The 19,348-nt window shown below is 71.3% G+C and carries 17 protein-coding genes; 12 read left to right on the forward strand and 5 right to left on the reverse strand.

Features of this window, described 5'->3' with window-relative positions:
• Positions 1-82: 82 nt before the first annotated feature.
• The 3 genes from AB0J93_RS10275 (at position 83) to AB0J93_RS10285 (ending at position 3,303) form a co-directional block, all read left to right on the forward strand.
• On the forward strand, positions 83-445 hold the full coding sequence (locus AB0J93_RS10275; protein WP_363920255.1) for a metalloregulator ArsR/SmtB family transcription factor: 363 nt from the start codon (positions 83-85) through the stop codon (positions 443-445).
• Complete coding sequence (locus AB0J93_RS10280) at positions 442-939, forward strand: SRPBCC family protein (protein ID WP_363920257.1); 498 nt, start codon at positions 442-444, stop codon at positions 937-939. Before AB0J93_RS10275 ends, AB0J93_RS10280 begins: the two co-directional genes overlap by 4 nt.
• Positions 940-1,041: 102 nt before the next feature.
• Positions 1,042-3,303: a catalase gene (locus tag AB0J93_RS10285; protein ID WP_363920259.1), complete on the forward strand. Its 2,262-nt coding sequence runs from the start codon at positions 1,042-1,044 to the stop codon at positions 3,301-3,303.
• A gap of 81 nt (positions 3,304-3,384) precedes the next feature.
• Here AB0J93_RS10285 and AB0J93_RS10290 read toward each other — a convergent pair whose 3' ends face one another.
• The 5 genes from AB0J93_RS10290 to AB0J93_RS10310 all read right to left on the reverse strand — a co-directional run bounded on the left by AB0J93_RS10290 (position 3,385) and on the right by AB0J93_RS10310 (position 10,963).
• Positions 3,385-6,018: a DUF6493 family protein gene (locus AB0J93_RS10290; protein ID WP_363920261.1), complete on the reverse strand. Its 2,634-nt coding sequence runs from the start codon at positions 6,016-6,018 to the stop codon at positions 3,385-3,387.
• The gene (locus AB0J93_RS10295) at positions 6,015-7,352 is read right to left on the reverse strand and encodes an SWIM zinc finger family protein (RefSeq protein WP_363920263.1); all 1,338 of its coding nucleotides are present in this window, start codon (positions 7,350-7,352) and stop codon (positions 6,015-6,017) included. Before AB0J93_RS10295 ends, AB0J93_RS10290 begins: the two co-directional genes overlap by 4 nt.
• Positions 7,353-7,412: 60 nt before the next feature.
• Positions 7,413-8,693: a multidrug effflux MFS transporter gene (locus AB0J93_RS10300; protein WP_363920265.1), complete on the reverse strand. Its 1,281-nt coding sequence runs from the start codon at positions 8,691-8,693 to the stop codon at positions 7,413-7,415.
• Positions 8,694-8,927: 234 nt separating this feature from the next.
• Positions 8,928-10,613, reverse strand: a complete 1,686-nt coding sequence (locus AB0J93_RS10305) for a sodium:solute symporter family protein (RefSeq protein WP_363920267.1) — start codon at positions 10,611-10,613, stop codon at positions 8,928-8,930.
• Positions 10,610-10,963, reverse strand: a complete 354-nt coding sequence (locus tag AB0J93_RS10310; RefSeq protein WP_363920269.1) for a DUF4212 domain-containing protein — start codon at positions 10,961-10,963, stop codon at positions 10,610-10,612. The genes AB0J93_RS10305 and AB0J93_RS10310 overlap by 4 nt, the downstream gene beginning before the upstream one ends.
• 394 nt (positions 10,964-11,357) lie before the next feature.
• Between AB0J93_RS10310 and AB0J93_RS10315 the strand changes: the two genes are divergently transcribed.
• From AB0J93_RS10315 to AB0J93_RS10355, 9 genes are all read left to right on the forward strand, one after another.
• A complete protein-coding gene (locus AB0J93_RS10315; protein WP_363920271.1) occupies positions 11,358-11,771 on the forward strand; it encodes a hypothetical protein in 414 nt (137 codons plus the stop codon).
• Between the two features lie 176 nt (positions 11,772-11,947).
• Positions 11,948-12,646 (forward strand): hypothetical protein, encoded by a 699-nt coding sequence (locus tag AB0J93_RS10320; protein ID WP_363920274.1) that lies wholly within the window; start codon positions 11,948-11,950, stop codon positions 12,644-12,646.
• 44 nt (positions 12,647-12,690) lie between these two features.
• The gene (locus AB0J93_RS10325) at positions 12,691-13,209 is read left to right on the forward strand and encodes a sigma-70 family RNA polymerase sigma factor (RefSeq protein WP_363920276.1); all 519 of its coding nucleotides are present in this window, start codon (positions 12,691-12,693) and stop codon (positions 13,207-13,209) included.
• Positions 13,199-13,960 carry a hypothetical protein gene (locus AB0J93_RS10330; RefSeq protein WP_363920278.1) on the forward strand — a complete coding sequence of 254 codons (762 nt, stop codon included), beginning with the start codon at positions 13,199-13,201 and terminating at the stop codon, positions 13,958-13,960. Before AB0J93_RS10325 ends, AB0J93_RS10330 begins: the two co-directional genes overlap by 11 nt.
• A 222-nt stretch (positions 13,961-14,182) precedes the next feature.
• Complete coding sequence (locus AB0J93_RS10335) at positions 14,183-14,944, forward strand: DeoR/GlpR family DNA-binding transcription regulator (RefSeq protein ID WP_363920280.1); 762 nt, start codon at positions 14,183-14,185, stop codon at positions 14,942-14,944.
• 57 nt (positions 14,945-15,001) lie between these two features.
• On the forward strand, positions 15,002-16,369 hold the full coding sequence (locus AB0J93_RS10340; protein ID WP_363920282.1) for a sugar ABC transporter substrate-binding protein: 1,368 nt from the start codon (positions 15,002-15,004) through the stop codon (positions 16,367-16,369).
• 56 nt (positions 16,370-16,425) lie between these two features.
• Positions 16,426-17,358, forward strand: coding sequence for a sugar ABC transporter permease (locus tag AB0J93_RS10345; RefSeq protein WP_363920284.1), 933 nt, complete (start codon positions 16,426-16,428; stop codon positions 17,356-17,358).
• Positions 17,355-18,197: a carbohydrate ABC transporter permease gene (locus AB0J93_RS10350; RefSeq protein ID WP_363920286.1), complete on the forward strand. Its 843-nt coding sequence runs from the start codon at positions 17,355-17,357 to the stop codon at positions 18,195-18,197. The genes AB0J93_RS10345 and AB0J93_RS10350 overlap by 4 nt, the downstream gene beginning before the upstream one ends.
• Entirely contained in the window at positions 18,194-19,180 is a 987-nt protein-coding gene (locus AB0J93_RS10355; RefSeq protein ID WP_363920288.1) for a zinc-dependent alcohol dehydrogenase family protein, read from the forward strand. Before AB0J93_RS10350 ends, AB0J93_RS10355 begins: the two co-directional genes overlap by 4 nt.
• Positions 19,181-19,348 lie beyond the last annotated feature (168 nt).

The raw sequence follows: 19,348 nt of genomic DNA on the forward strand, positions 1-19,348 counted from the left end.
GGCCTTTCCCGTTGACGGCGGCGTCGGCGTGGCTGTCTCGGCGGTCACGACAAAAACGTAACTCATCGGTTACGCTTTAGCGGTGGACGACGTGGCCGCCGCGATCGCGGACCCGGTCCGGCGGCGCATCCTCGAACTGCTGCGTGAGCGTCGGCTGCCGGCCGGGCGGATCGCCGAGGAGTTCGAGATCAGCCGCCCGGCGATCAGCCGGCACCTGCGCGTACTGCGCGACTGCGGCCTGGTCCGCGACACCGTGGTCGGCCGCCGGCGGTGCTACGAACTGGATCCGACCCGGCTCGCCGAGCTGGTCCGGTGGCTGACCCCGTTCACCCGGACCGACCTCTGGGAACGTCGCCTCGACGCCCTGGAGACCGAGGTCTACCGTGCCCGCCGCGACCGCCGTACCGGCGACTCGCCATCCGTCCCACAGGAGCGCACCGCATGACCCGCATACCGACCGGCCGACTCTTCGGCGCCGACAACGGCGTCGACCTGGTCCTCACCCGCACCTTCCCCGCCCCCATCGACGACGTGTGGGCCAGCCTCACCGAGCCCGAACGCACGGCACGATGGTTCGGTCCGTGGGAGGGCGACGCCGCGCCCGGCCGCACCATCCGGGTGCAGATGGCCATGGAGGAGGAGGCGCCCTGGTCCGATCTGCGGATCGACGCGTGTGAGCCGCCCCGGCGGCTGGCCGTGTCCATGCGTGACGAGTACGGCGACTGGGTGCTGGAACTGCTGCTGACCTCGCACGGCGAGCAGACCGAGCTGCGCTTCGTCCATCACCTCGACGACGCCGCCGGCATCGGCGAGGTGGGGCCGGGCTGGGAGTACTACCTCGACTGTCTGGTGGCCGCCCGCGACGACACGGCGCTGCCGTCGTTCGACGACTACCACCCGCCGATGAAGGCGTACTACGAGCAGCTGCGGCCGGAGTGATCGAAGATACCCACATCCGCGCCATTCGCTCCGTTTTGCTCGGTCTACCCCGGGTACCGCCCTGGCATCTGGCTCTCGTGCCCCAGGGAGGTACCCGTCGAGATGAATGCCCGCAACCCCGCCAAGGCGGTCAAGGATGTCGTGGAGGCCGCGACGGAGAAGGTGACCGACGCCCTCACCCCGCAGGTGCCCGGTGCGCCGGGCAGCGCCCCGCCGTCGCTCGACGAGCCGACGACGCCACACGAGCCGCTGCCGCCGAAACCGGAGCAGGGCGCCCCGCAGACCCGTACGCCGACCGGCGCCGAGACCGGTGCGCCGGTCACCGCCAACGGCCAGCAGGGTGCCTTCCTCACCACCGCGCAGGGCACCCGCCTACGGGACACCGACCACTCTCTCAAGGCCGGCCCGCGCGGGCCCGTCCTGCTCCAGGACCACCACCTGCGGGAGAAGATCACCCACTTCGACCACGAGCGCATCCCCGAGCGGGTGGTGCACGCCCGCGGGGCGGGTGCCCACGGCGAGTTCACCGCGTACGGCACCGCCGAGGCGGTCACCCGGGCGGGCTTCCTGCGGAAGGGGCGGACCACCGAGGTCTTCGTGCGCTTCTCCACGGTGCTCGGCTCACGGGGCTCGGCCGACACCGTCCGCGACACCCGGGGCTTCGCCACGAAGTTCTACACCGACGAGGGCACCTTCGACCTGGTCGGCAACAACATGCCGGTCTTCTTCATCCAGGACGCCATCAAGTTCCCCGACATCATCCACGCCGGCAAGCCGCACCCCGACCGCGAGATCCCGCAGGCCCAGAGCGCGCACGACACCTTCTGGGACTTCGTCTCGCTGCACACCGAGGCGCAGCACCACACCATGTGGAACATGTCCGACCGGGGCATCCCCCGCTCGTACCGGACCATGGAGGGCTTCGGTGTCCACACCTTCCGGCTGGTCAACGCCGCGGGCGAGACGGTGCTGGCCAAGTTCCACTGGAAGCCGAAGCTGGGCGTGCACTCCCTGGTCTGGGAGGAGGCCCAGTTGCTCGGCGGCATCGACCCGGACTTCCACCGGCGCGACCTCTACGACGCCATCGAGGCCGGCGCGTTCCCCGAGTGGGAACTCGGCCTCCAGGTCTTCCCCGACACGCCCGAGGAGACCTTCGCCGGCATCGACCTGCTCGACCCCACGAAGATCGTGCCGGAGGAACTCGCACCGGTGCAGCCGGTCGGCAAGCTCACGCTGAACCGCACCCCGACGAACTTCTTCGCCGAGACCGAGCAGGTCGCCTTCCACGTGGGACACCTGCCGCCGGGCATCGACGTCACAAACGACCCGCTGCTCCAGGGGCGGCTCTTCTCGTACGTCGACACGCAGTTGACCCGCCTGGGCGGGCCGAACTTCGCGCAGATCCCGATCAACCGACCGCACGCCCCGGTCAACGACATGCTGCGCGACGGCTTCCACCAGCATGCCGTCCACGCGGGCGTGGCGCCGTACCGGCCGAACTCCCTGGACGGTGGCAACCCGTTCCCAGCCGGCGCGGACGACAATCCGTTCGTCGACGTGCCGGTGCAAATCACGCGGGCCCCGAAGGTACGCGCCAGCCCCGCCTCGTTCGACGACCACTTCAGCCAGGCCCGCCTGTTCTGGCTGAGCATGTCCCCGGTCGAGCGGGAACACATCGTCCGGGCGTACACCTTCGAACTGGGCAAGTGTTACCACCAGGCGATCAAGGAACGGCAGCTCCAGTGCCTGGCCAACATCGATCCGGTGCTCTGCGCCCAGGTCGCCACCGGCCTCGGTCTGCCCGCACCGGAGCCGACCGTGCCGGTGGCCGACGTCGAGCCCAGCCCCGCGCTGTCCCAACTGGGCCGGCAGTGGCCGGCCGACGGCCGGATGGTGGGCATCGTCGTCGACCCCGACGCCGACCTGGACAGCATCCGGGCGGTCCGCGAGGCGGTCTTCGCCGCCGACATGGTGCCGCTGCTGATCGCGCCGCACGGCGGCACCATCGGCGACCTGCCCGCGCAACGCAGCTTCGCCACCGGCCGCTCGGTCGAACTCGACGCGCTCCTGCTCGCCTCGGCGCCCGCACCGGCCCCGGACGCGGTGCCGGCCCGCGACGCCAAGGCGGGCGCGGACGGCTCGACCGCCGTCGACCCCCGGGTGCTGCTGATGGTCGAGGAGTGCTGGCGGCACGCCAAGGCCATCGGCGCGTGGGGCACCGGCGTCACGGTGCTGGAGCAGGCCGGCGTCACCGGCTCGCCGGGCGTGGTCACCGCCGACTCCGCGACCGACGTCCTGGCCGCCGTTCAGCAACTGATGCCCCACCACCGAGTCTGGGACCGATTCCCCGCCGCACTCGCCTGACCGCGCCGCCCCGACAGAAGATCCTGGTCCGTGAGCGCCCCCAGGGGCCTCACGGACCAGGAATTCTGTGGATCCGGTACGTCAGGTCTCGGCCAGCGCCTTGTGCAGGCGGCGGGCTTCGGTCAGCAGGCGGCTGGATCCTCCCCGCCCGGCGATGTCGGCCAGGCCGGGCACGTCGATGCGTACCCCCGTGGCGGTGGCCGTCTCCGCCGCCAGCGTGAGCAGGTCCGGTAGGCCGCGCGGTGGCGTGGGCGCGGCCAGCACCGCCGGGAGCGCGGCGGCCAGCAGCCGCCACACGGTCATCGGCGCACCCGCCTGCGCGGCGTCGCGCAACGGTTCGACGACCCGGGACAGCTTCACCAGTTGCCGGGCGGCAAGCGTGCCGAGTTGCTCCCCGGTGCCCGCCGCGTCGAAGTCACCGGCGGCGGTGAGAGCGAGCAGCGCGTCCACCGTCGCCACCCGGTCCGGGCCGTGCCGGGCGCCGAGACCGTAGGCCACCGCCAGGTCGAGAGCCACCCCGCCCGGGCCACCGATCTCCGCGAGCAGCGGCAGCACCGCCGCGCCGTCGCGCTCGTCCATGTCCGCGGCACCGGCGACCAGCGGCAGGGCGTACGCGGTGACCACGCCCCGGTGCCCGGGCAGCAGCGACGGCCACAGGTGCACCCAGCCGGAGTGGTCGCCGCCGAGGGGGGTGGCCGGCGCGGTCAGCAGCCCGTACCGGTCGGTCGCACCGGCGGGTGGTGCCAGCTCGACCAGGAGCCGCTCGGCCGGCATGTACGCCCACTCCCAGTGGCGGCTGCCCCGGCGCGGGTCGCGGGTGACGGTGCGGGACCGGATGACCGGCTGCGGTAGGCCGCCGTCGCGCAGCCAGGTGGCGAGCCGTCGGCCGGCTGCCGTGCCGAGCGCCGTCGCCTTCGCGGCGACCGACTCGTCGACGCCGGTCGGCAGCCGCAGCAACGCCTCGGTGAGATCCCAGTGACCGGGCTCCCGGTCACCGAGCGCGGCGAGCCGTTCCACGAGGGCCATCGGATCGAGCAGACCGTTCGTCGAGGTGGGCAGGGCCAGCAGGCCGGACTGTCCCGGCCCGTTGAGGTACGCGCCGATCTCGGCCAGCCGGGCACGCAACAGCCGGTGGACCGGAGGCACCTTGGGGTCGGTGACCGCCAGCTCCGGTGTCGCGTCGGGTCGGTGCACCGCCGTCAGGAGTTTCTCCCACCGCTCCCGCCGCCGGTCGGGGCGGCTGACACCGGCGGTGCGGAACACCTCGACCACCGTCTCGCAGAGACAGAGCGGATCCCAGCGGTGCTCGTTGGCCCACGACCAGTGTCGTCGCTCGATCACCGGGTCGAGAGCGGCGGGTACCCGGGGCCCGTCGGTCGCGGTGAGCCGGACGAGCCCGTCGAGGATCCGCTCCAGCGGAGTCCCCTGGTACGGCGTGCCGAGCAGCGCGGCGACCTCCTCGGTCAACTCGTCCAGGTCGCTGATCGGGTCGGGAGCCGGTGCGGGCGGCGCGGGCGGGGGCAGGTCGTCGCCGCGCGGCCGGGTCAGCGCCGGGCTTACCGGTGCCGGATCGAAGCCGTGCCGGGCAGCCAGGGCGGACGCCCGCTCCCGCAGGTCCACCGCGGGATGCTCGGCGGCCACCGCGATCACCTCGGCGATCTCGTCGGCCCGGTCCCGGTGTCGGCGGGCGAGTTGGTCGAGCCAGGTGAGCTGAGTTCTGACAAGTGTCTTGTCGGGCCGCGTGAGCATCTGCCGGGAGGCGTCGAGGACCGACTCCAACTCCAACTCGGGCAGCTTCCGCAGCGCCTTCTGGGCCATCGTGGCCACCGGCGCGGGAGCGTCGACGAGCAGGCGCAGGTATCCGGTGACCCGGGCGGTGACCTCGGTGGTGGTCGGCGCGAGCTGGTCCAGCAGGGTGGTGAAGGCGCGCAGCGCGGCGGGCCGGTCACCGCGCAGCAGCCGACTTGTCGAAGCGTCGAGCAGCATCACCCGGTCGACCACCCCCTCGGCGGCGAGCTGGGCAAGGGCGGCCGGCAGGGCGGGTTGGCCCGGGTCGTTCCAATTGTCGTGGGGGGCGATGAACATCATCTGGACGCCGATGCCGTCCACCTCGAACAGCCGGGGCAGCATGGCGGCCAGGAACGGATCGTCACGCAGCCGGTCGACCACCGGCGCCGGCTGGCCCTGGTGGAACCGGTCCGGGGATTCGACCCCGGTCAACCACAGTTGCACGCACCGGTCGTCGGTCGGCGGCGTGCCGCCCTCGGCGTGCAGCAGCCTGGCGACGAAATGCCATCGGCCGACCCAGGTGTCCGGGCGGAACCGGGCGGCGATCCGGTGGGCCAGGTCGCCCAGCCAGTCGACGCCACGCTCCTGCGCCACCCGACGGACCAGCTCGGCCGCGCGGGGACCGTGCGGGTTGACCGAGGGGCGACCGAGGATCGCCGCGGCCTGAGCGGCGGTCGGCAGGCAGCCGACCACGGCGACCGCCAGGGCGGTACCGGTGCCGGCCGACCACCAGGTGTCCCGGTCACGCTGCTTGAACCAGGCGGCCAGCTCGACGCCGATCTCTCGGCGGCGCTGCTCCGGCAAGCCCGCCAGGGCCGCCGCGACCGCCTCGGCGTCGCTGCTGCTCACCAGGGCGAACAGGTCGCTCGTGCCGCCGGCCGCCAACTCCCGCCGACGTCGTACCGTGCTCTCCGTCGACCGCGTCACACCCGCTCCTCGACCCGCTCGGTGGCCAGCATCCGGGTGGCCAGGGCATGCCGGCACGGCCCGCGTTGCCCCCGGTGTTTCGCCCACCAGGGACAGGTGCAGGTCAGCCCGCCGTCGGGGAGCTGGCGGACCCGGTACACCTGGTCGCCGCTGCGTACCGTCGCTGCCGTGCCGTCGGGCTGCACGGCCCCGGCGTCGAGCAGCGCCCGTGCACCGACCAACCGGGGGTTGTCCCGCTCGGCGCGGCCCGCGTCGTACGGCATCACCCGGTGAAAGTACGCCGCCTCGGCCACGTCGTAGCCGACCCGGCCGGCGGTGCCGAGCTGGGCCAGCGCGCCCCGGACCCGCCCCGCGTCGATGCCGGCCTGCTCGGCCAGCCGGTCGGGCTCGATGGTCGGATCCCAGGACAGCAGGGCGGAGACGAGGTCGGCGTCGTCGACGACATCGTCTCCGGCGAGTGCGGCGAGAGCGGCACCCTCGCCGGAGAAACCCCGGTACGGCTCGGGGGAGAGGGTCAACGACAGGCGCAGCGCGCCGGTGTCCAGTTCCCAGACGCTCGGTGCCGGGGCGGCGCCGGGAGCCACCGTCGGCCCGTACACCCGGAGGGTCTTCGCGAAGCGCAGCATCGGTTGCAGCGCGACCAGCCGGCCGGCTCCGGCCAGGCAGACCGCTCCGGCGACGGGTCGGGAGGTCAGCCGCAGGGACCGGCCGGCCGGCACCACCCAGAGCACCGACCGGTCGCTGCCCCTGGGCAGCCGGCGCAGGAAGGCGGCGGCCTCGGCCGCCGGCAGCTCCGCCCGGGGCTCGAACCGGGCGGCGAGGACCTGCACCTCGGCGAAGCCGCGCAGCCAGCGTGCCGGCAGCGGAACCTTCTTCTCCACCACCGAACCGTCCAGGGTGGAGACGGTGAGATCGTCGGGGCCGACCGACAGGTGCAGCGGATCCAGACCGCCGACCCGGGCCAGCGCCTCGCGCAGCGGGGTGTTCACGTCGACGTTCGTGGTGCCGTGCTCGGACACCTCACCGTCGAGGCCGGCGGGCAGCGCGTCGAGCCGCGCATACACCCCGCAGCAACCGGAGAAGGACTCGAAGCGGAGCCGGTCGCGGCTGCCGGTGACCACCGGGTCGAGGCTGGCCGGACTGACCGGCCGGTGGTATCGGGTGCGGGCCACCTCGGCCACGGCCAGCAGACCCACCGCGGCCGCCTGCCCGGTGGTGAGGAAACCGGTGAAGAAACGGGGATTCGGCGCCGGACCACCGCTGGTCTGCAGGGCGAGTGACCGCTGCGCGAGGGTGGAGGGGGCGAGATACCGGTACGTCTGGACTGCGTTCACGCCGCCGCACGGTAGAGCAACCCACCGACACCGGTGCGCCGCCGAGCCGTGCCGGAGTCCTCAGTGTGCGGCGACGGCCATCGCCTCCACCGGCTCCGGTACGGCCAACTGGCCGGGGCGGACCACCACGAAGAGCACGACCAGAGCCGAGACCATCCCGCCGGCGATCACCAGAGCCATCGCCACGGCTCCGGTGCCGAACACACCCACCAGCGGGGCGGCCACTGCACCGATGCCGAACTGCACCGCGCCGAGCAGGGCGGAGGCGGTGCCGGCTGCCTCGCCGTGCCGGGTCAGGGCCAGCGCGGGGGCGTTCGGCAGCGCCAGGCCGGCCGCCGCGAGCACCACCCAGAGCGACGCGAGCAGGGCCGGCAGGCCACCGATCCCGGTCGCGGCGAGGCCGAGCAGCATCAGGCTGGCGGCGGAGCCCACGATCAGGGCGGTCACCAGGATCCGCTGCGGGGACCAGCGACGCAGCAGGCGTACGTTGCCCTGGGTGGCCGCGATCAGCCCGACCGCCCCGGCACCGAAGGCCAGCCCGAACTGCTGCTCGTCGAGCCCGTAACGCTCCTGCAGGACGAACGAGGAGCCGCCGACGTAGGCGAACAGGGCCGCCATGGCCAGCCCGGCCACCAGCACCAGCCCGACAAAGGCGCGGTCACGCAGCAGCGAGCCGTAGAGCCGGACGGTGGGCAGCACCCCGCCGCGCTGGCGCCGCAGCGGTGGCAGCGTCTCCGGCAGGCCCAGCATCGCGATCAGCAGCAGCAGTACGCCGAAGACCGCGAGGGCGGCGAACACGCCGCGCCACTGCGTCCACCGCAGCAGTTCGCTGCCGAGGGTCGGCGCGAGGATCGGGGCGGCGCCCATCACGAGCAACAGGCGGGACAGCAGTTGGGCGAAGGCCTTGCCGCTGAACAGGTCGCGGACCACGGCCATGGCGATCACGGCAGCCGCTGCCGCGCCCAGGCCCTGGACCACCCGCAGCGCGCCGAGCACGGTGATGTTCGGGGCGAGGGCGCAGCACACGGACGCGACGATGTGCAGTGCGGTGCCGGCGATCAGCGGTGTCCGCCGACCGACGGCGTCGGACAGCGGGCCGATCAGCAGTTGTCCGAGCGCGAGGCCGATCAGCGTGCCGGTGAGCGTCAGTTGGACCGCCGCCGAGGTGGTGCCGAGGTCGTCGACGATCGAGGGCAGCGCCGGAAGGTACATGTCGATGGTCAGCGGGCCCACCGCGATCAGCGAACCGAGGACGAGGATGAGGCGGAGGCGCTGGCGGCGGCTCATCAGGTCGCCCGGCATCAGCGCGGCCGGCGGTGCGGCGGTGTCGACGCCGCTCACCGGGAGGGCTCCCGCCGGCCGCCGGACGGTGCGGGATGTGGTGCGATGCTCATACCTCGCTCCAACCCACCTCCGGTCTGCTGATTCCCACTTGATCCAGAGGTAAGCCACCTCACACCTCCGGTTCCGGTCGTCGGACCGACGGAGCGGACCGTCGCGGGTGGCGACGGCCGATCGCCGGCCCCAACGTCGATGGTGGGACCGGCGACCGGTGGTTCTCGATCTGAAGGTGGGTCAGGCGGCGTCGGCGGCGGTGCCGGCGGTCACCTCCCGCCGGGCGGCCGGGTAGCGGATGCTCTCCACCATCTCGACGATGTCGTCCGGCGGTGGCGCGGTCATCTTCGACACCACGACGGTGACGACGATGTTGACGATCGCGCCGATGGTGCCGATGCCCTCAGGGCTGATGTCGAAGATGTGCGGGTTGGCCGCGGTGCCGAACACCGGCAGCGTGTAGATCATGTAGCTGGCGGTGAACAGCAGACCGGTCACCATGCCGGCCGCCGCGCCGGTGGCATTACATCGTTTCCAGAAGATGCCGAGCACGATGGCCGGGAAGAAGGTCGACGCGGCCAGGCCGAAGGCGAAGGCGACCACCTGCGCCACGAACGCGGGCGGGTTGATGCCGGCGTAGATGGCGACCAGCACCGCAAGGCCCATGGCGATCCGACCGGCGAGCAGTCGCTGCTGGTCGGTGGAGTCCCGCTTGACCCGGCGGAAGTACAGGTCGTGCGAGAAGGACGACGAGATCACCAGCAGCAGGCCGGCCGCCGTGGACATCGCGGCGGCCATGCCGCCGGCCGCCACCAGACCCACGATCGGTGCCGGCAGGCCGGCGATCTCGGGACTGGCGAGGACCAGGATGTCGTTGTTGACGATCAGGTCGGCGCCGGAGGTCGGGCTGTTGCTGACCGTGTTGATGGTCGTCGCGCCGTCGCTGACCGTGACCAGCCCCGTTGCCGCCCAGTTCTCGATCCAGCTGGGCAGGGCGTTGGCCGAGACGCCGTTGACGTCCTGGAGCAGGTTCAGCTTGGTGAAGGCACCGACCGCCGGGGCGGTGGTGTAGAGCAGGGCGATGAAGAACAGCGCCCAGAACGCCGAGTAGCGGGCACCCCGTACGGTCTTGGTCGTGTAGAAGCGGACGATGACGTGCGGTAGACCGGCGGTGCCGATCATCAGTGCCATCGTCACCAGGAACACGTCGATCTGCGGCCGGGCCGCGAACGCCTCGGTGTACTGGTTCAACCCCATCTCGACGCTTATCGCGTCGAGTTCGGCGAGGATCTGCCCGAACGACACCTGCGGGATCGGAATGCCGGTCATCTGCTGAGCCACCGCGACTGCGGGAATCAGGTAGGCGGTGATCAGCACCGTGTACTGCGCCACCTGGGTCCAGGTGATGCCCTTCATGCCACCGAGCACCGCGTACAGGCCGATGATCACGGCGGCGAGGATGACGCCCTGGGTCACGTCCAGCTTCAGGAACCGGCTGAAGACGATGCCGCCACCGCGCATCTGCCCGACCACGTAGGTGAAGGAGATGATGATCGCGGCCACCGCGGCGATGGTGCGTACGGTTTCCGAGTACCGGTCACCGACGAACTCGGGGACCGTGAACTTGCCCCACTTGCGCAGGTAGGGAGCGATCAGCAGGGCCAGCAGCACGTAGCCGCCGGTCCAGCCCATCAGATAGATGGTGCCGTCGGAGCCGAGGAACGCGATCAGGCCGGCCATCGAGATGAACGACGCGGCCGACATCCAGTCGGCCGCCACGGCCGCACCGTTGGCGATGGTGGGGATGCCCTGGCCGGCGACGTAGAAGCCGGCGGTCTCCTTCACCCGGCTGCGCCAGGCGATGTAGAGGTAGACGGCGAACGAGCCGACGATGAAGACGAGGGTCCAGATCTGGATCTGACTCATTTGCCAGCCCCCTCGGTCTCCTGCTCGTCAACACCGAACTGGTTGTCGAGGCGATCCATCATCTTCGCGTACACGAAAATCAGAATCACGAAGACGTAGATCGATCCCTGCTGGGCGAACCAGAACCCGAGCGGGAATCCGGCGATGACGATGTTGTTGAGCGGTTCGACAAGCAGGATTCCGAAGCCGAACGAGACGATGAACCAGATGGCCAGGAGAATCACCATGAGCCGCAGATTGCGGCTCCAGTATTCTTTGCGCCAGCCGTTGTCCGGCGGGGAGGCCGGTGGTGGTGCCGCCGGTGGCGGTTCACCGCCACGGGTCTCCTTATCGGGGGTTACCTCGGTCATGTCTGGAGCCTCCTAGTCGGTATGGAACCGGTAGATCCGGCGAGGGGCCTGCGACACGGCGCCCGGTTGGTGGTGACGCGGTGCTGGTGCCGTGGCCCGACCCGCGCATCCGCGTCGCCGTACTGCTCGACGTGGTTGTGCGGTCGGTCACACCTTTGGTCTGGGAAGCGAACGTGATGCAGCCTGGCCAGGCAAGAGTTGATCCGGTCAGGTGCGGCTTCGGGTCGCTGAGCGGTCCGTTGGACTCCGCGAACGGTCGAGCGGCCCGAACCGGAGTGCGGAATCATCCCGTTTCGCGGTTTTCGCGGGCCCGACCTGTCCGCCCACCGACCGCGCCCGACCGCTCACCGATCTGCCCGGTCGGTCAGCGGTGCCGAGCGCCTAGCATCCGGACATGGCCGACACCGCATCCACCGCCGCCCCGGTTCGCCGGCGCGTCTTCCACGCCGGCAGTCTCGGCATGATCGTCGGCGGCGTGCTCGCGCTTGTCGGCTCGCTGCTGCCCTGGGTCATCACGCCGTTCGGATCGCTCTCCGGCGCAGCCGGTCCCGGTCTCTGGACGCTGAGCATGGCGTTCCTGGCCGTCGCCGGTGCCCTGCTGCCGTACCGCAGGGTGGCCATCGCGCACAGCCTGATCCCCGGGCTGGTCGTCGCGGCCATCGTCGGATGGCAGGTGGCCCGCCTGATCAGCCTCAGCGCCAGCACCGGCGCCTGGGGGCAACTGATGCCCGGCATCGGCCTGGTCATGGCCGCCGGTGCCGCGGTGGTTCTGATCCGCACCGGCATGCGCCTGGTCAAACTGAGCTGACGGCCGGTCACACCGCGTCGACAGCGGTGCCCGGCCGGCCGGGTCGACCCCGCTGCACGACGATCCGGCCGACCCGTGAAACCTTCCGCCGCCCGTACGCGTCATCCCGCTGAATCGACCGAGGACCACCCGCCACCCGGCGGCTGGCCCCGGTGCTGATCAGCTCGGGAGGAATCGTGTTGCTGGGTAGGTGGCTCGCCGCTGCGGGCCTGGTGGTGCTGACCGGTGCCGCCGTCGGGGCGTACACCATGGGGCCGGCCGCTGGCGACGGGCCGGCAGGCGGGGTGGCGACGCCCGCTGACGGTCCGGTGGGAGCGGCCGTGGGGGAGACCTCACCGTCCGGTGGGGCCCCGGCGGCGGTTGGCGTCCAGCCGCCCAACGGCGCGGCGGTGGCCGCCACGCCACGGCCCACGGCGACGGCGGACCCGCTGCTGTCCGGCAAGCGTCGGATCACCATCGTCCGGGTCGGCGCCTTCGAGTCGGGGCTGGCGCTGCTCGACGGTGGCCGGTTGGCCGAGGTGGACGACGACCGGGGCCGGCAGGTGTTCGTGCCGACGCCGGTGGGTGCGGGACAGTTCCTCATCAAGGCGTACCACGGAGGCGGCACCGGGCAGCCGGTCTGCTGGCAGGTCCGCAACCCGGGCGACAGCCGGCCGCTGTACGTGCGGGGAGCCACCTGCCGGGCCGACGACCCGGCCCAGCGCTTCGAGATCACCGCCGTGGCCGACGGTGGTCCCCGTGAGTACCTGATCAGCAACCGGTGGGCCTACCTGCGGGACTCCGCACGATCCGGCCTGATCCTGGAGGAGTTGGGGGATGCTCCTCCGGCGAGTAGCTTCCGGTTCAACGACACCGGACCGGCACCCCGAAGGTAAGGCCGGGGCCACGACCAGCAGCGACAGTACGGGTGGGAACGTGAGTGAAACGCGACGCTGAGGAGTTCGACGCCTTCTACTCGGCGTCGGCGCAGCGGGTACTGGGCCACCTGTCCGCGATGACCGGCAGCCGGGCCGAGGCCGAGGACGCGGTGGCGGAGGCGTACGCCAGGGCCTGGGACCGCTGGGCGTCGGTACGAGAGTGCGACAGCCCGGAGGCGTGGGTCCGCCGTGTCGCGTACCGGATCGCGGTGAGCGCGTGGCGCAAGACGGTGAACCGGCTCCGTGCCCACCGCCGGGAGGTGGCCGGCCAGCAGGTCGAGATGACATCCGTCGATCACGTGGCGGTGGTGTCGGCGCTGCGGCGCATCTCTGCCGAGCAGCGGCGCGTGGTGGTGCTGCACCACCTGGTGGGGCTGAGCGTGACCGAGATAGCGGCGGAGATCGGCAGCAACGTGAACACCGTCAAGACCCGATTGGCCCGGGGGCGCCGGGCTCTCGCCGTGCACCTGAGCGACGGCGCGTACGAGACCACCGGCGGGGGAGGCAGTAATGGGTCCTGAGCCGCATCTCGACGAGGCCCTGCGCGCGTTGGCCGGGCACGGTCGGCAGGGAAAGGTGCCGGCTGCCGTCGACATCCGACGCCGGGGCGACACCCGTCGTCGCCGCCGACGGGCCACGTCCGCCGCGCTGGGTGCCGTACTCGTCGGTCTGCTCGGTGCCGGCGTGGTCCTGGCCCGTCCCTCCGGGGGGCCGCACTCGCTGCCCGTCGGGCCGGCCGGACCGACGACGACGTCGACCACCGCGTCGGCCAGCCCCGACCCGGCCGGAACGTCCGGACCGCCGGGCGGTCCGTCGAGCAACGATCCGCTGCTGTCGGGACGGCGGCAGGTGACAATCGTCCGGGCGGCTGAGCAGAGCGGCGGGCTGTCGCTGCTCGCCGACGGCCGCCTCGCCGAGGTCGACGGGGACGAGGGCCGCCAGCTGTTCGTGTTCACGCCCCAGGGCCCCGGCACCTACCTGGTCCGGGCCGCGGAGCAGGGCGACGAACCGACCGACGTCTGCTGGGAGGTGCGGTCGTCGGGCAGCGAGCCGTTGCGGGTGGTCGCGGCCGCCTGTGCGCCGGAGGAGCCGAGGCAGCAGTTCACGGTCGTCCGGGACGGGCAACGCGGTGGCGAGCCGACGTACGCGATCAGCAGCCAATCGGCCTACCTGCAGAACTCACCGACCCGTGGCCTGATCATGGAGGAGTTGGGCGACGCACCGCTGACCACGCGGTTCCGGCTGGTCGACAACGGAGCCGCGCCGGGATGACCGGCCGGTGCCCGAGCGGGCAGCACGGGTGCCGGTCGGGCAGAACGGGCCATCAAACGGGCAACGCAATTGTGGTGGTTTGCCACCTGTGACGGTTATGGGCTGCCCGTTCGGCGGTGGTAGCCGGTCACCAAATCCACTGGATTGAACGGCAGGTGACCGGGGTCACCTGCCGTTCATCGGTGTTACAAAAAAGCACCCGAGTCGAACGGAGGTGTGCAGGTGGACGCGACCCAGCGCCGACAGCACATCCTCACCTTGGCTCGCCGTCAGGGTGACGTCGACGTGCGCAAGCTCGCCGCCGACCTGGGTGTGGCGCCGGAAACCGTCCGACGCGACCTGAGCCTGCTGGCCCAGCAGGGGCTGGTGCGCCGCACCCACGGCGGGGCGTACCCGGTGGAGACGGCCCGCTTCGAGACGACCCTGGAGACCCGGGCCACCCGGATGGTCGTGGAGAAGCGACGGATCGCCGCCGCGGCGGTGGAACACCTCGGCGACGCCGAGTCGGTGTTCATCGACGAGGGCTACACCCCGCAACTGATCGCCGAGGCGCTGCCCACCCACCGCCCACTGACGGTGGTGACCGCCTCCCTGCACACCGCGGCGGCGCTGGCCGCGTACCCGAGCCTCACCGTGCTGTTGCTCGGCGGCCGGGTCCGTGGTCGCACCCTGGCCACCGTCGACCACTGGGCCACCCGGATGCTCGCCGGCTTCGTCATCGACCTGGCCTACGTCGGCGCCAACGGCATCTCCCGCAAGCACGGACTGACCACGCCCGACCCGGCGGTGGCCGCCGTGAAGGCTCAGGTGATGGCGGTGTCCCGGCGGGTGGTGTTCGCCGGGGTGCACACCAAGTTCGGTGGGCACAGCTTCTGCCGCTTCGCCGACGTCGCGGACGTCGACACCATCGTCACGGACACGGCACTGCCGGCGTCCGAGGCGCACCGCTACTCACTGCTCGGCCCGGTGGTGCTGCGCGTCTGAGCGCCGCCGTCCGACCCACCGTTCCCTCACCATCACCCACCACCATGGAGGTTCGCTGTGCCTGAAACACGAACTCCTCGTCGCCGGCGTGGACCCGCCGCGCTGGCCGCCGTCCTCGCCGTCACCCTGGTCTCGACCGCCTGTTCCGGAGCCGGCGGTGGTTCCTCCAGCGACGGCACCGCCATCACCGTGCTGATGGTCGGCAATCCGCAGATGGAGGACCTGGCCAAGGTCACCGCCGACAACTTCACCAAGGACACCGGAATCGAGGTGCGGTTCACTATCCTGCCGGAGAACGAGCTGCGCGACCGGGTCACCCAGGACGTCGCCACCCAGGGCGGCCAGTACGACGTGGCGACGATCGGGGCGTACGAGGCACCGATCTGGGCGCAGAACGACTGGCTGCACGAACTCAGCTCGTACGCGGACGCCGACACCGCGTACGACAAGGGTGACCTGCTGGAGCCGATGGTCGCCTCGCTCTCCGGCGCCGACGGCAGGCTCTACGCCGCCCCGTTCTACGGCGAGTCGTCGTTCCTGATGTACAACAAGGAGCTCTTCGCCGCCGAGGGCCTGACCATGCCGGAGCGGCCGACCTGGCAGCAGGTGGCCGAATTCGCCGAGCGGCTCGACGACGACGCGGCCGGCGTCTCCGGCATCTGCCTGCGCGGGCTGCCCGGCTGGGGTGAGCTGTTCGCGCCGCTGACCACCGTGGTGAACACCTTCGGTGGCACCTGGTTCGAGCAGGACTGGACGCCGAAGGTCAACGCACCCGAGTTCACCGAGGCGACGAAGTTCTACGTCGACCTGCTGCGCGAGCACGGCCAGCCCGGTGCGCCGCAGTCCGGCTTCACCGAGTGCCTCAACACCTTCGGGCAGGGCAAGGCGGCCATGTGGTACGACGCCACCTCCGCCGCCGGCACCCTGGAGGACCCCAACGCCAGCACCGTCGCCGGCAAGGTCGGCTACGCGTACGCGCCGGTCGACAAGACCGAATCCGCCGGCTGGCTGTGGGCGTGGGCGCTGGCCATGCCGAAGACCACGAAGAACGCCGACGCCGCCTGGAAGTTCATCTCCTGGGCCACCGGCAAAGAGTACGAGAAGCTGGTCGGCTCGTCACTCGGCTGGTCCCGGGTGCCGGCGGGCAAACGCCAGTCCACCTACGAGATCGCCGAGTACCGGCAGTCCGCCGAGGCGTTCGCCGACATCACCCTCAAGTCCATCCAGGAGGCCGACCCGGTCAGCCCCGGGGTGCAGCCGCGACCCGCCCTCGGCGTGCAGTTCGTCGGCATCCCCGAGTTCGCCGACCTGGGTACGAAGGTGTCGCAGGAGGTGTCGGCCGCGATCGCCGGCCAGTCCACGGTCGAACAGGCGCTCGCCGACGGCCAGCGGTTGGCCGAGGAAGCCGCCAGCAACCACCGGTAGCCGCCCGCCGGGGCCGGTCGACCGGCCGGCCCCGGCCCTGCCCCCGAGGCGGATCGATGACCACCACCAGCACCACCGGTGCGGACGCGCCCCCGCGACCCACCGTCCGTCCCACCCGCCCCGACCGGAGGCACCGTTGGGCCCGCCGGGCCCCGCTGCTGCCCGCCCTGGTCTTCGCCATCGTGGTGACGCAACTGCCCTTCCTGTTCACCCTCTACCTGTCCACGCAGAGCTGGAACGCGCTGCGGCCGGGCAGCCGCGAGTTCATCGGCCTGGCCAACTACGCCACCGTGCTCACCGACGGTCGACTGCGCGCCGCGCTGTTCAACACGGTGGTGCTCACCGCCACATCGGTGATCGCCTCCGTTCTGCTCGGCCTCGGCCTGGCCATCCTGCTCGACCGCAAGTTCCCCGGTCGGGGCGTCGTCCGCACCCTGCTCATCACCCCGTTCCTGGTGATGCCGATGGCGGCGGCGCTGCTGTGGAAACACGCCATCTACAACCCGTCCTACGGGCTGATCAACGGCATCCTCGGCGGCAGCACCGACTGGGTCTCGCAGTACCCGATGGTCTCCGTGGTCGCCGCGCTGGTCTGGCAGTGGACCCCGTTCATGATGCTGATCATCCTGGCCGGGTTGCAGAGCCAGTCCCTGGAGACGCTGGAGGCGGCCCGGGTCGACGGGGCCGGCCCGTGGCAGACCTTCACCCGGATCACCCTGCCCTACCTGCGGCCCTACCTGGAACTGGGCGCCCTGCTGGGATCCATCTACCTGGTGCAGACCTTCGACGCGGTCTTCACCATCACCCAGGGTGGCCCGGGTCGGGCCACCACCAACCTGCCGTACGAGATCTACCTGACCACCTTCCGCAAGTTCGAGTACGGCGAGGCCGCCGCGGCCGGCGTCGTGGTGGTGATCGGCACCATCATCGTCGCCACCTTCGCGCTGCGGGCGATCTCCAGCCTGTTCCGGATGGAGGACGCCCGATGACCCGTACCGCGAATCCGGCCCGGCGCAGCGCGGGCCTGACCGGGGTGATCTGGACGGTGCTGGCGTGGCTGGCCGGGCTGCTGTTCTTCCTGCCGGTGGCGTGGATGGTGCTCACCGGTTTCAAGCGGGAGGTCGACGCCGCAAGCAACCCGCCGTCCTGGTTCTTCACCCCGGTGCTGGACGGCTACCGGCAGGTCTTCGACCGGGACATCACCCCGTACCTGCTCAACTCGGTGATGGCCAGCGTGCTGTCCACCCTGCTGGTGCTCCTGCTGGCCACCCCGGCGGCGTACGCGCTGTCGATCCGGCCGGTCGAGCGCTGGCGCGACGTGCTGTTCTTCTTCATCAGCACCAAGATGCTGCCGGTGGTCGCCGCGCTGCTGCCGATCTACCTGCTCGTGCAGGACCTCGGCATGCTGGACAACGTCTGGACCCTGATCGTGCTCTACACCGCCATGAACCTTCCGCTCGCGGTGTGGATGATGCGGTCGTTCCTGCTGGAGGTGCCGGCGGCGCTGATCGAGGCGGCGGCGATGGACGGTGCCAACCTGCTCGTCACCATCCGGCGGATCCTGCTACCGATCGTGGCGCCCGGCCTGGCCGCGACCGCGCTGATCTGCTTCATCTTCAGCTGGAACGAGTTCTTCTTCGCGGTCAACCTGACCGCCACCCGGGCCGGCACCTCGCCGATCTTCCTGGTCGGCTTCATCACGTCCGAAGGGCTGTTCCTGGCCCGGCTCTGCGCGGCGGCGACAATCGTGTCGCTACCGGTCGTGCTGGCCGGCTGGATCGCCCAGAAACAACTCGTCCGAGGACTCTCCATGGGGGCGGTCAAGTGAAGGCAGCAGTAATCGTCACGCCGGGCCAGATCAGCGTCGAGTCGGTACCGGACCCCACGCCCGGTCCCCGGGACGTGGTGGTCGAGGTCGCCGGATGCGGGATCTGCGGCACCGATCTGCACATCATGGACGGCGAGTTCGCGCCCGCGTACCCGATCGTGCCGGGCCACGAGTTCGCCGGCACCGTGGTCGCCCTCGGGCGGGACGTCACCGAACTGCGCGTCGGTGATCCGGTGGCCGTGGACCCGTCGCTGCACTGCGGCGAGTGCTACCAGTGTCGCCGAGCCCGAGGCAACCTCTGCGAACGGTGGAACGCCATCGGGGTCACCGTCTCCGGCGGGGCGGCCGAGTACGCGCTCGCCCCGGTACGCAACTGCGTGGTGCTGCCCGCCGGTGTCGCCCCCGCCGACGCCGCCCTCATCGAACCGCTCTCCTGCGCGGTACGCGGCTTCGACGTGCTGCCCCGCCGGCTGGCCGACCATTACCTCATCTACGGTGCCGGCACCATGGGCCTGATGATGCTGGAGCTGGCCAAGCGCTGCGGTGCGGCAACCGTCAGCGTGGTCGACCTGAACCCGGACCGCCTCGCCACCGCAGTCGCGTTGGGCTGCTCGGCGAGTGCCGCCAACGCCGACGAACTGGACCGCCCGCGCGGCTGGGACGTGGTCATCGACTGCACCGGGGTCGAGGCCGCCATCGCCGACGGCCTGGGTCGGGTCGCCCCCGCCGGCACGTTCCTCCAGTTCGGCGTCTCCGAGTACGCCACCCGGGTGCCGGTCGAGCCGTACCGCATCTACAACAAGGAGATCACCGTCACCGGCTCGATGGCCGTGCTGCACAGCTTCGACCGCGCCGCCGAGCTGTTCGCGGCCGGCGTCCTGGACCCGCAGGTCTTCATCAGCCACCGCTTCCCCCTGGCCGCCTACGCCGACGCGATGTCGCAGTTCCGCGCCGGCATCGGTCGCAAACTCCTCATCACCTGACCGTGAGGCGATCATGCAGTTGTGGCACCGGAAACACGGTGAATGCACCACTTCCGCGGGTGCCACAACTGCATGATCAGCCAGCTACGGTGGTCGGGCAGGCGGCATCGCGAGGGACGCGGCATGGCGAGGCAGCTGGCGTGGGGGCGGGCGGCATGGTCAGCTGTG

Source organism: Micromonospora sp. NPDC049374 (genome assembly GCF_040677165.1).
GTDB lineage: Bacteria > Actinomycetota > Actinomycetes > Mycobacteriales > Micromonosporaceae > Micromonospora.